Here is an 11,964-nt window from a genome sequence, read left to right as displayed (position 1 = left end):
AACATGAAAAAGTTAATCTTCACAATCGCTATTGCATTCATTAGTCTTACTACTTTTAGTCAGAACAAAAACTATCAACTTTCAAGTCATATTCTGGACGTCTCTAAAGGAATTCCTGCGAGTGGCGTAACCATAAAGTTGGAAAAAAAGAACGAAATTACTAACCAATGGGAAAAAATAGATGAAAAAATAACAGACAAAAACGGACGCATAACCGATTTTTTAAGTTCCGAACAAGATAACATGGGTATTTACAAACTTACTTTTTTAACAGACACGTATTTTAAGAAAGATAATCTAGAAAGTTTTTATCCTTTCATTGAAGTAGTGTTCCAAATTAAAGATAAAAGCCACTACCATGTGCCCATTACACTCTCGGCTTATGGATATGCAACCTATCGCGGAAATTAATTCGAAAATCAAACAAAAAAGAAACGCTATCAAATAGATAGCGTTTCTTTTCCTTTTATTTCAACTGAAAATTATTTCAAAATCTGAGCAGCATGTGCTTTAGTCTTTACATCTGAAATAACGGCTTCAATTACACCGTTTTCATCAATCACAAAAGTAGTTCTATGAATACCATCGTATTCTTTTCCCATGAATTTCTTTGGCCCCCAAACGCCGAAAGCTTGAATTACGGATTTATCTTCATCAGCTAACAAAGGAAAGGGTAACTCATATTTTTCGATAAACTTTGCTTGTGCTTTTGCACTATCCGCACTTACCCCTAACAACGCATAATTATTCGCTTGAAAACGAGCAAAATTATCTCTCAAATCACATGCTTCTGCTGTACATCCGGGCGTACTAGCTTTTGGATAAAAGAAAACTACAAGTTTTTTTCCTTTGTAATCGGCTAATGTATGAGTTGTTCCATTTTGGTCTAAACCTGAAAAATTAGGGGCTTTATCTCCTGCTTTTAATGTTGTCATTTGTTTATAATTTAAAAGGTTAGGTATTCATCAGTTTAAAAGATTCAAGATGCAACAATGAAATTGAATTTTGATATTGCGCTTTTACTTTATAACTTTACGAATCAAATTTAGTTAAAAATGACCAAAAGCGAGAAGGTAACATTTGTTATAAATACGTTAAATCAATTATATCCTGAAATTCCGATTCCATTAGACCATAAAGATCCATACACATTACTAATCGCAGTATTGCTTTCCGCGCAATGTACGGATGTTCGCGTGAATCAGATTACACCGATTTTGTTTGCCAAAGCAGATAATCCATATGATATGGTAAAAATGAGTGTGGAAGAAATTAAAGAAATCATTCGTCCTTGTGGATTATCTCCTATGAAATCGAAAGGAATTCATGGCCTATCCGAGATTTTAATTGAAAAATACAACGGCGAAGTACCGCAAAGTTTTGAAGCTTTAGAAGCTTTGCCTGCTGTGGGTCACAAGACGGCTAGTGTAGTTATGAGCCAAGCTTTTGGAGTTCCTGCATTTCCTGTAGATACGCATATTCATAGATTGATGTATCGATGGGGATTAACAAATGGTAAAAACGTACAACAAACCGAAAAAGATGCCAAACGTATTTTCCCTGAAGCATGTTGGAACGACTTACACTTGCAAATCATTTGGTATGGACGGGAATACTCGCCTGCACGGGGTTGGAATTTAGAAAAAGATATAATTACGAAGACGATTGGAAGAAAGAGTGTAATTAATGAAATAAAAAAGTAAATGGCATCAAGAAGCATTAATCATATGATCTTTGCGAGTGTTTATCCTCATTATGTAGCTAAAGCAGAGAAAAAAAATCGAACGAAAGCCGAAGTTGATGAAATTATTTGTTGGCTTACGGGTTACACACAGGAAAGCCTTCAAAAGCAAATTAATACAAAAGTAGATTTTGAAACTTTTTTTGACCAAGCACCTCAACTTAACGAAAATGTTTCTAAAATTACCGGTGTTATTTGTGGGTATCGCATTGAAGAAATCGAAGATCCATTACTAAAAAAAGTACGTTACTTGGACAAATTAATAGAGGAGTTAGCTAAAGGAAAAACAATGCAAAAAATATTGAGATCCTAGTCAAATAAACGGCTAAAAAAAAGAGTGTATAAGATGATCTCAACACTCTTCTTTCCCCTATTAACTAAAAAAATCAATGACAATTGGCTTCGGGTTGCACAAATAAACTTATGTTACTTGGAGACAAATAAGGAATATCCAAACCTAAACCTCTTATAATAAACAACATCCCAATAATAACAGCAACTAACGGTATTGCTTTCTGAATAGCTCCTCTAAACGAGAATGAAATCAATCCAGAAGCATAAACCACAGCTACCAACATTGGTATTGTACCTATTCCAAATAGCACCATATAGGAAACACCTAAAGCAATATCTTGCATGGCTACAGCTCCAAAAAGGGCTACATATACCATTCCACATGGTAAAAAACCATTCAATAACCCAATAGTGAATAACGATTTATAACTTTTGCTTTTAAACTGTTGTCCTAAACTCGACTTTACTTTCATAATAATTCGATAAACAGGCTTTGAAAAATTGTATTTGGCAAATATTCGTTCAGGAATTACTGCAACCAAAATCATTAAAACACCAACAATTATCGATAACTGTTGTTGCATACCGGCTAAATAGAAACTTCTTCCTAGTAGTCCAAAAATCAATCCCAAAGCTCCGTAAGCAGTTAATTTACCAATGTGATATGTTATAATTTGAACTACTTTTTTAGCTTCATTGCTTCTATCAACTGGTAACATCATAGCAATTGGACCACACATTCCTATGCAGTGAAAACTACTAATTAAACCAAATATAAAAGCTGAATACAACATCAATTACAAATTTCAAATTCAAAAGAAAGAAATTATTCCATTCTAAACGAATCTTTATTCAAATATTTCACACCATCATATTCCCAATCGATAGAAATGTCCCAAAGACCGCCAGTCAAATTACTTTTAGGTATGAGCAAATGTGGACTAGATAGTGAAATTGGAATTTCAAAATCTAATTTCTGACTTGACGGTCTATATAAGGACACTTTTCCATTTATTTTTGAATAATCGAAATCAACTGGAAATTCAATTTTAACGCCCTCCGCAATATTTTTAATAATTACCTTATTTGTCAATGCATTCGCATTCTGTTGCTTTTCTATATCAACTTGAACTAATGCTTCTTTCTTATAATAGTCTTCTACAACTAATTCATGATCATATTTATCATTGGATTGCACTTTAAAAACGTATGATAAAATGAATGCAATAAAAAGTGCAAAAGCAATAACAATTCCTGTTCCCCAATTAAACTTCATAATAACATTTTTTTTATTTTTTTAATTAAAATTTCTCGGACCTTGGAAATTAGTTGAAGTCTCTTCAATTAATTTATCGTCGTTGTATAATTCTAATTCTAAATGAACTTTCTCATCCTGCAATGCGGTTTCTGGAATATCAATATATAATGTTCCACTTACTAAGCCTTGCTTTGGAACCTTGATAACTGGACTCCCAACTAATTTAATTGCTCCTTTATAATTCACAATTTTAATCGTCACATTATCAAAAGATTGATCGGTTTTATTAACAATTTTATAGGTGTAGAAATTTCGAATATTTTCTCCATTATGTTGGAATAACTGACCTGACATCGGTAAAAAATTAGCTTCGACATCGTTTCTCAAAAACAACATCCCTATTAGAACACCAACTAATAGCGTTAATACAGTTATATACCCTTTCATTCGAGCAGTTAACCTAAACTTCTCTTTATTTACAATTTCATCTTCACTTGCATAACGAATTAGACCTTTTGGCAATCCTACTTTTTCCATCACGGTATCACATTCATCAATACAAGCTGTACAGTTTATGCATTCTAATTGCGTTCCGTTTCGAATATCAATTCCTGTAGGACAAACTACTACACATTGGTTACAATCAATACAATCTCCATGACCTAATGCGGTTCTATCTTCCCCGTTTCTCCATTTTTTTCTTCCATTAGCCCCCTCGCCTCTTACATAATCATAGGCCACATTAATAGATTTATTATCCAATAAAACGCCTTGCATTCTTCCATAAGGACAAGCTATAATACAGACCTGCTCTCTGAACCAAGCGAAAACAAAATAGAAAACCCCTGTAAATATTAAAAGCGCAATTAACGTACTTAGATTTTTTGTTGGTCCTTCTGTTATCATTTTGATGAGCTCATCACTGCTAATCAAATACGCTAAAAAAACATTAGCAATGAAGAATGAAAAAATAAAGAAGATAGTCCATTTCAGGACTCTTTTTCTTATTTTTTCAGCATCCCATTTTTGTCTTTCTAATCGCATTTGTGAGCCTCTATCGCCATCAATCCAATATTCGATTCGTCTAAAAACCATTTCCATAAAAATAGTTTGTGGACAAAACCAGCCACAAAAAATACGCCCAAAAGCCACAGTAAACAAGGTTAATCCAACTACGCCAACAATCATGGAAACAACAAACAAATGAAAGTCTTGAGGCCAAAATGCAAATCCGAATATGCTAAAACGTCTTTCCATTATGTTGAACATCAAGAACTGATTTCCGTTCACTTTAATAAATGGAGAGGCAATCAAAAAAACCAAAAGAAGATAACTTAAAATCTTCCTTTTGTCATAAAAAGATCCAGAAGGTTTTTTAGGAAAAATAAAATTTCGCTTACCTTCCGCATTAATAGTGGATATGGTATCTCTAAAACTTTCGTCTGGTAAATTTGACATAATTATGCTGATTTTAGTTTAAAAAAGGTTTTGAGAAATACCCCAAAACCTTTTTTACTATTGTATTACTCTGCAGGTGTTTCCAATTTGTTTGAATCCGTAGCAGCTTCTTGAGCTGGTTCAGTTGCTGCGGTCTCAGTCCATATTTCTCCTTCTGCAGCTTTTGCATCTGGTGGATTAGTTCCTTCTAAGGTCATGATATAACTTGAAACACTTTGAATATCTTTTGCTGATAAGTTAGACTTCCAAGCAACCATTGACGGATTATTTTTACTTCCTTCTGAAATAATTTTGAAAATGTTTTTAATACCACCACCATTAATCCAATGTTTATCGGTTAAGTTTGGCCCTACTAAACCTCCTCCATCTGCTTTGTGACAAGCGGCACATGCATTGTTAAAGATCTCTTTCCCTTTCGCTAAGCTCGCAGCATCAGTTATAGCTGTTACAGTCTCAAAACTAATCTCGTCCTCAGCACTTTTTGGTAATTTAGATTTCGCTGCCGCTGCTAATTCAATTTCGTTTTTAAATTCTTGCTCTTGATCATATTCGTTCATTACATGAAAACGAACCAAATATACTAAAGCAAAAACAATTGTACCGTAAAACAAATACACCCACCATGGTGGCAATACATTGTCTAACTCTTTGATACCATCGTAATCATGATGCAACATGATATCTTCTTCTTTATCAATCTCTTTTGATTGTGTAAGTTTGCTAACCAAATTTTGGTACCATTTGCTTTCAGTAAAAGAAACCGATTGTGCATTTGCTAATTGTTCTTTTTGTTCATCGGTTAATAAATGGTAGGTTACTTTATCAACAGCATCGATTACAATCTCGATAGCAATTAACAAAAACAGGAATACCCCTAAAAACAAAGCTACCATCGGAAACTTTATAAAGGCCGGCTTATCTCCTGAATCGATAAAATATTCCAAAGCTGCAAATACTATTGCAAACAGTAATGGAACTCTTACGTATGATGGAATTAATTTTTTCATGAATTGAAATTTTTTATGTTATGAGAACCTAAACAACCATGAAACTACCCAAAAATCACAAAACATCATGGTTGTTTTAGTCGCTCTTTTATTCTAATTTTATAACTATTCGTCGTTCAATGGAATTTCACTAATTTCTTTGATCTTTTCTTTGCTATAGGTAAATGCCCAAACCGTGAACAAAACAAACGCTGTAAAGAAAATAAGCAATGATATGATTGGATAAATATCTACTCCCGCGATAGTTTCCAAATTATGTTTAATAAACTTTAGCATAATTCTTATTTTTTAACTTGAGTATCCGTACCTAATCTTTGCAAGTAAGCAATCAATGCTACTATCTCTCTATCTTTTAAAGGAGTGGTTGTATTCCCTCCAAAAGATTTCTTAATATCTGGGTTTGCTAATAAATTGGCTTCAATCTTACTCGCTTGCTCATCCATATGCTTAAGTGCATTATTGATTTCTGCTTCCGTGTAAGGAACTCCTAATTTTACCATTACTCGCATTTTATCTTGCGTAGCCGATTTGTCCAATTCGTCCTTAATTAACCATTGGTATCTAGGCATAATTGATTTCTCATTAAGTCCTTGAGGATCATACATATGATTGAAATGCCATACATCATCTCTACCACCGTTGAAAGGTTTTCCTTTTACACCTTCTCTAGCTAAATCGGGACCTGTACGTTTTGAACCCCATAAGAAGGGATGATCGTAAACGAATTCTCCTGCTTTAGAATAGTCGCCATAGCGTTCAACTTCAGAACGGAACGGACGAATCATTTGAGAGTGACATCCCACACAACCTTCACGGATGTATAAATCCCTACCTTCTAATTCAAGTGGTGTATAAGGTTTCACAGAAGAAATTACAGGGATATTTGATTTCACTAAAATCGTTGGTAAAATTTGGATTAAACCTCCAATTAAAATCGCAATTGTAGTTAAAATCATAAATTGTACTGGTTTTCTCTCTAACCAAGAGTGTAATTTTTCTCCTTTTAAACGATTTGGAGAAATCACTGCTAAAGCTGGTGCTTCTGCTAATTCGTTTTCTACTGGAGCACCTTGTCTAACCGTTCTAATGATGTTATATACCAATACGATAACTCCTGTAAGATATAAAGTTCCTCCAATAGCACGCATCCAATACATAGGCATTAACTCCGTTACCGTTTCAAGGAAGTTTCCATATTGTAAAGCGCCACCATCTGGTTTAAATTGTTTCCACATAGAAGCTTGTAGAAAACCAGCAACATACATTGGTAATGCATATAAAATGATCCCTAAAGTTCCGATCCAGAAATGGAAATTCGCTAATTTCTCAGAGAATAATTTTGTTTTTGTCATTCTTGGAACTAACCAATAAATCATACCAAAGGATAAGAAACCATTCCATGCCAAAGCTCCAACGTGAACGTGCGCAATAATCCAATCCGTATAGTGCGCAATAGCATTTACATTTTTCAATGATAACATTGGCCCTTCAAAAGTAGCCATACCATAACCTGTAAGTGCAACTACAAAAAATTTCAATACGGCATCAGTACGAACTTTATCCCATACTCCTCTTAGTGTTAACAATCCATTAATCATACCTCCCCAAGATGGCGCAAGTAACATTACAGAAAATACAACTCCTAAATTTTGAGCCCAATCAGGTAGTGCGGTATATAATAAGTGGTGAGGTCCAGCCCAAATATAAATAAAGATCAACGACCAAAAGTGAATGATTGATAATCTGTACGAATATACAGGACGATTCGCTACTTTAGGAACAAAATAATACATCATTCCTAGGAAAGGTGTGGTCAAGAAAAACGCTACTGCATTATGACCATACCACCATTGTACTAAAGCATCTTGAACCCCAGCATAAACCGAATAGGATTTCATTGCCGAAACTGGCAATTCAAAACTGTTGAAAATATGAAGTACGGCAACCGTCACAAAAGTTGCGATGTAAAACCAAATGGCTACATATATATGACGTTCTCTTCTTTTAATAATAGTTCCAATCATGTTGATACCAAAAACAACCCAAATAAGAGCAATGGCAATATCGATTGGCCATTCTAATTCAGCATACTCTTTGGAAGTGGTATAACCTAATGGTAAAGAGATTGCTGCAGCCACAATAATTAACTGCCAACCCCAAAAATGAATTTTACTCAAAAGGTCGCTATACATTCTTGCTTTTAATAAACGCTGCATCGAGTAATAAATACCCGCAAAGATTGCGTTTCCAACGAAGGCAAAAATAACCGCATTGGTGTGTAAAGGTCGTAAGCGTCCAAAACTTAAAAACGAAATGCCGCTCGTTAAGTTTGGAAACAAAAATAGGAAAGCTAAAATAAGCCCTACTAACATCCCCACTACCCCGAAAACGATACTAGCGTAGATGAAATTCCTTACAATTTTGTTGTCGTAATAAAATTGTTGCTTCTCCATAAATTAGATTGATTTTTGTTTTTCTGTTTGTATTAATTTGTTTGGATTTTCTTTTTTCACTAACTCATCATCAAATAACATGCGTACAGATGGTGTATAATCGTCATCGTATTGTCCGCTTTTAACTGCTTTAATAAAAGCAACTAAAAAGACAATAGCTACAACTATGCTAATTGTGATTAATAAATAAATGACACTCATACCTTAAATTGTGTAAACAAAGTTACTCTTACTCATTTTTATAAAACATGACTTTTATCATGTATTAAAATTTTCTTAAATTTAATAAAATTATTTTTTGCTTGCATACAAATTTGTAAGAATTGTTACAAAACTAACAATCGTTATCGTACTGAGTGGCATAATAATAGCCGCCACAATAGGATCTAGCTTTCCAGTAACAGCATAACTTAGTCCAACAACATTATACAATAACGAAAGTCCAAAACTCATGTAAATCGTCTTCATTGCATTCTTAGAGTAACGCATGTAAAAACCTATTTTGTCAAATTGTGTTGCATCTAAAATCCCGTCACACGCGGGAGAGAACACATTTACATTTTCTGAAATCGATAGTCCCAAATTACTTTGCGCTAAGGCGCCAGCATCGTTTAATCCATCGCCAACCATCATGACATTTTTGCCTTCTTTTTGCAATTGTTCAATGTATTGTAGTTTTTGCTCGGGTTTTTGATTGAAAACTAAAGTGGTTTTTGCTGGCAACATTTTTTCTAATATACTACGTTCGCCATCATTATCACCTGATAAAACAACCAAATTGTAATGCTTCGATAAATCATCAAACAATTGCTCTAATCCTTTTCTGTATTGATTATTGAAAACGTAACTTCCTTTATAAACTCCATTGATTTCCACATGCACTTTGGTTTTCTTATGCGTGTTTTCAGTCATGGTTTTTAGAAATTGAGACGAACCTAATTTTACGGTATTCCCCTCAATTTCAGCGAAAATTCCCTTTCCAATGATTTCCTCAAAACTTGTGGTTTCTACTTTTTCTTGATTCGGAATGAAATCATATAATCTTCTACTTAAGGGATGATTCGAACCTCGTAAAACGTTTTTCAATAATCTTAATTCGGAAGCGTTTAATTCCGTTCCTTCGTAGGTGATGGCTGTTTTTTTATTAGTTGTTATCGTTCCTGTTTTATCGAAAACAATGGTGTCGACTTTAGCCAATTGTTCTATAACTAAAGCATTCTTCAAATACAATTTTCGATTACCTAATATGCGCAACACATTTCCTAATGTAAACGGAGCCGTTAATGCCAAAGCACACGGACAAGCTACAATCAAAATCGCAGTGAAAACATTGAAAGCGGTTTGCACATCAATGAAAATCCAATAGATAAAGGATACTATAGCCAAGATTAATAAAGCTGGCGTAAAATAGCGACTGATTCTATCTGTAATGTTTTTGTGTTGTTGCGCTACGCGTTTTTGGAAGACATCGTTACTCCATAATTGGGTTAAGTAACTTTGGGAAACCGAAAACAAAACTTCCATTTCAATCACTTTCCCCATTTGTTTTCCACCCGCAAAGACTTTATCGCCTGATTTTTTTTCAATCGGAACCGCTTCACCCGTTACAAAACTATAATCAATAGACGCTTTTTCAGAAATTAAAATCCCATCTACCGGAATTAACTCTTGATTTCGAATCAATAATCGGTCTCCTTTTTGAATATCATATACTTGAACCGATTCTTCTTCTCCGTTTGGTAAAACCTTCGTAATCGCAATTGGGAAATACGATTTATAATCACGTTCAAACGAAAGGAAATCGTAGGTTTTTTGTTGAAATAACTTTCCTAATAACATAAAGAAAATTAATCCTGCCATACTATCGAAGAAACCTTGCCCGAAATCGAATATAATATCGACCGTACTTCTTATAAACATCACCACAATTCCTAAAGCAATTGGAATATCAATATTCAACAAGCCTGATTTCATACTTTTCCAAGCAGAAACGTAATATCCAGAAGCCGAATAAATAAATGTAGGAAGCGACAATCCGAAAATCAACCAACGGAAAAATCCGCGGTATTGGTCAATCCAATATTCTTCTACTTCAAAATATTCGGGAAACGAAAGCAGCATGATGTTTCCAAAACAGAAAAACGCTACTCCTATTTTATAGATTAAAGTTCGGTCGATTTTTTTCTTGCCTTCATCAAAATTTTCTAATGAAATATAAGGTTCGTAACCTATCGAACTCAATAAATAGACGATATCTTTTAAAGAAGTTTGTTCGGGATTGAACGTAATACGGACTTTCTTTTCTCCAAAATTAACTTGCGAAGCGTTTATTCCTGGTTGAAGCTTTTGTAGATTTTCCAGAATCCAAATACACGAACTACAGTGTATATGAGGAATGTAGAGTGAAACAATATGTGTTGAACGCTCTTGGAATTCCAATAATTTAGTACCAATTTCTTCATTGTCTAAAAAGTCATATTTGCCCTGAATGTCTTGTGGAGTGGCGCCGGGTGCTGCCTGAAAATCATAATAACACGTTAGGTCGTTTTGACTAAAAATTTCGTACACGGTTTTGCAACCATTGCAACAAAACTTCTTTTCGTCAAATACAATCTCGTCTTTTTTTATAATTTCATTACCACAATGGAAACAATTTTCTGTGTCCATATAATTTGCTCATTTTACCTGTGACAAAGTTCTTTTATAAATATAAATCAAAATATGATATTTGTCATACATTTTTGTAATTTTGTAAAGACATCAAACAATTCTTAAATATGAGCAAATGTGAGCAGTGTATCGTGAGGCAATTTAGTTCTTTAAAAGCCTTAAATAAAGATGAATTACTTCGCATGGCCGAATGTAAAACTTCGTACACTATTAAAAAAGGGGAGCCTATCTTTGAAGAAGGAGAAGTAACCAATGGTATTTACTGTATTAAAGATGGCGTTTGTAAATTGTCAAAACTAAGTGATAACGGAAAAGATCAAATTGTAAAATTGGTAAAACCGGGCGAGTTATTAGGACAACGTTCGATGATTAGTGACGAACCTGCGAATTTAAGTGCGGTTGCATTAGAAGATATGGAAGTGTGTTTTATTCCTCGTAGCGAAGTCATGCAATTCTTTACGCAAAACAATCAGTTTTCGATGAATGTGATGAAAACCATTTGCGAAGACTTAAAAGGAGCAGACGACCATATGGTGAACATGGCGCAGAAAACCGTTCGCCAACGTTTAGCCGAAACTTTAATTTATTTAGAAGATACTTTTGGTAAAAATGATGACGGCACCTTACGCATTCAATTATCAAGAGAAGAGTTAGCGGGAATGATAGGCACCGCAACCGAAAGCTGTATTCGATTGTTATCGGAATTAAACAAATCTACTTATATTGAATTAATTGGTAAAAAAATCAAACTTTTAGACAAGAATAAATTAAAACGATTAACATAAGAGAATCCGCTGAAAAGCGGATTTTTTGTTGGATGAAATTGTAGGATTTTTTTATATTTACAAAAATAATAAAGTATGATGATTATCATACATATCCACCCAAAAGTAGAGAGATATGTATCACGAAGTCATACATATAAACAAGTTGGAGTGTAATTGGAGCGTAACACTTATACCACGTCTACTTAACGTAATGAATTTTTGGGATATTTTATTGTGGGATTTAAAAGGGAAAAGAAATTTCGCTTCAAGTCTTTCGATAAAAATCGTAGAAAGTTTACTTTCGAACGTTTGACAA

At 34.0% G+C, this 11,964-nt stretch carries 13 protein-coding genes; 4 read left to right on the top strand and 9 right to left on the bottom strand.

The features are described 5' to 3' along the window. The first annotated feature begins 3 nt into the window (after nucleotides 1-3). Nucleotides 4-411, top strand: a complete 408-nt coding sequence (gene uraH, locus BUE95_RS13280) for a hydroxyisourate hydrolase (protein WP_073585322.1) — start codon at nucleotides 4-6, stop codon at nucleotides 409-411. Between the two features lie 71 nt (nucleotides 412-482). Here the strand turns inward: uraH and bcp are convergent, their stop codons facing one another. Continuing rightward, a complete protein-coding gene (gene bcp, locus BUE95_RS13275) occupies nucleotides 483-935 on the bottom strand; it encodes a thioredoxin-dependent thiol peroxidase (protein WP_073585320.1) in 453 nt (150 codons plus the stop codon). A 120-nt stretch (nucleotides 936-1,055) separates the two neighbouring features. On the opposite strand from bcp, the gene BUE95_RS13270 reads away from it, so the two are divergent. Then, nucleotides 1,056-1,703, top strand: a complete 648-nt coding sequence (locus BUE95_RS13270; protein WP_073585318.1) for an endonuclease III domain-containing protein — start codon at nucleotides 1,056-1,058, stop codon at nucleotides 1,701-1,703. Next, entirely contained in the window at nucleotides 1,704-2,054 is a 351-nt protein-coding gene (locus BUE95_RS13265; RefSeq protein ID WP_073585316.1) for a DUF2200 domain-containing protein, read from the top strand. A gap of 73 nt (nucleotides 2,055-2,127) precedes the next feature. On the opposite strand, the gene BUE95_RS13260 is transcribed toward BUE95_RS13265, so the two are convergent. From BUE95_RS13260 to BUE95_RS13225, 8 genes are all read right to left on the bottom strand, one after another. Further along, nucleotides 2,128-2,829, bottom strand: a complete 702-nt coding sequence (locus BUE95_RS13260; protein ID WP_073585314.1) for a sulfite exporter TauE/SafE family protein — start codon at nucleotides 2,827-2,829, stop codon at nucleotides 2,128-2,130. 32 nt (nucleotides 2,830-2,861) lie between these two features. Next, nucleotides 2,862-3,311 carry a FixH family protein gene (locus BUE95_RS13255; RefSeq protein ID WP_073585312.1) on the bottom strand — a complete coding sequence of 150 codons (450 nt, stop codon included), beginning with the start codon at nucleotides 3,309-3,311 and terminating at the stop codon, nucleotides 2,862-2,864. Between the two features lie 21 nt (nucleotides 3,312-3,332). After that, nucleotides 3,333-4,751 carry a cytochrome c oxidase accessory protein CcoG gene (ccoG, locus tag BUE95_RS13250; RefSeq protein ID WP_073585310.1) on the bottom strand — a complete coding sequence of 473 codons (1,419 nt, stop codon included), beginning with the start codon at nucleotides 4,749-4,751 and terminating at the stop codon, nucleotides 3,333-3,335. 65 nt (nucleotides 4,752-4,816) lie between these two features. Further along, nucleotides 4,817-5,758, bottom strand: coding sequence for a cbb3-type cytochrome c oxidase N-terminal domain-containing protein (locus tag BUE95_RS13245; protein WP_073585308.1), 942 nt, complete (start codon nucleotides 5,756-5,758; stop codon nucleotides 4,817-4,819). Between the two features lie 105 nt (nucleotides 5,759-5,863). Next, on the bottom strand, nucleotides 5,864-6,034 hold the full coding sequence (locus tag BUE95_RS13240) for a cytochrome C oxidase subunit IV (RefSeq protein WP_073585306.1): 171 nt from the start codon (nucleotides 6,032-6,034) through the stop codon (nucleotides 5,864-5,866). A gap of 5 nt (nucleotides 6,035-6,039) precedes the next feature. Beyond that, nucleotides 6,040-8,211 carry a cytochrome-c oxidase, cbb3-type subunit I gene (gene ccoN, locus BUE95_RS13235; RefSeq protein ID WP_073585304.1) on the bottom strand — a complete coding sequence of 724 codons (2,172 nt, stop codon included), beginning with the start codon at nucleotides 8,209-8,211 and terminating at the stop codon, nucleotides 6,040-6,042. A 3-nt stretch (nucleotides 8,212-8,214) separates the two neighbouring features. Further along, nucleotides 8,215-8,412, bottom strand: coding sequence for a cbb3-type cytochrome oxidase assembly protein CcoS (gene ccoS / locus BUE95_RS13230; protein WP_073585302.1), 198 nt, complete (start codon nucleotides 8,410-8,412; stop codon nucleotides 8,215-8,217). A gap of 90 nt (nucleotides 8,413-8,502) precedes the next feature. Next, on the bottom strand, nucleotides 8,503-10,878 hold the full coding sequence (locus BUE95_RS13225) for a heavy metal translocating P-type ATPase (RefSeq protein ID WP_073585300.1): 2,376 nt from the start codon (nucleotides 10,876-10,878) through the stop codon (nucleotides 8,503-8,505). Nucleotides 10,879-10,988: 110 nt separating this feature from the next. Here BUE95_RS13225 and BUE95_RS13220 point away from each other — a divergent pair, with 110 nt between their 5' ends. After that, complete coding sequence (locus BUE95_RS13220; RefSeq protein WP_073585298.1) at nucleotides 10,989-11,666, top strand: Crp/Fnr family transcriptional regulator; 678 nt, start codon at nucleotides 10,989-10,991, stop codon at nucleotides 11,664-11,666. The last annotated feature ends 298 nt before the right edge of the window (nucleotides 11,667-11,964 follow it).

It is taken from the genome of Flavobacterium cucumis (assembly GCF_900148835.1).
Classification (GTDB): domain Bacteria; phylum Bacteroidota; class Bacteroidia; order Flavobacteriales; family Flavobacteriaceae; genus Flavobacterium; species Flavobacterium cucumis.
This window is presented reverse-complemented; position numbering and strand designations above follow the sequence as displayed.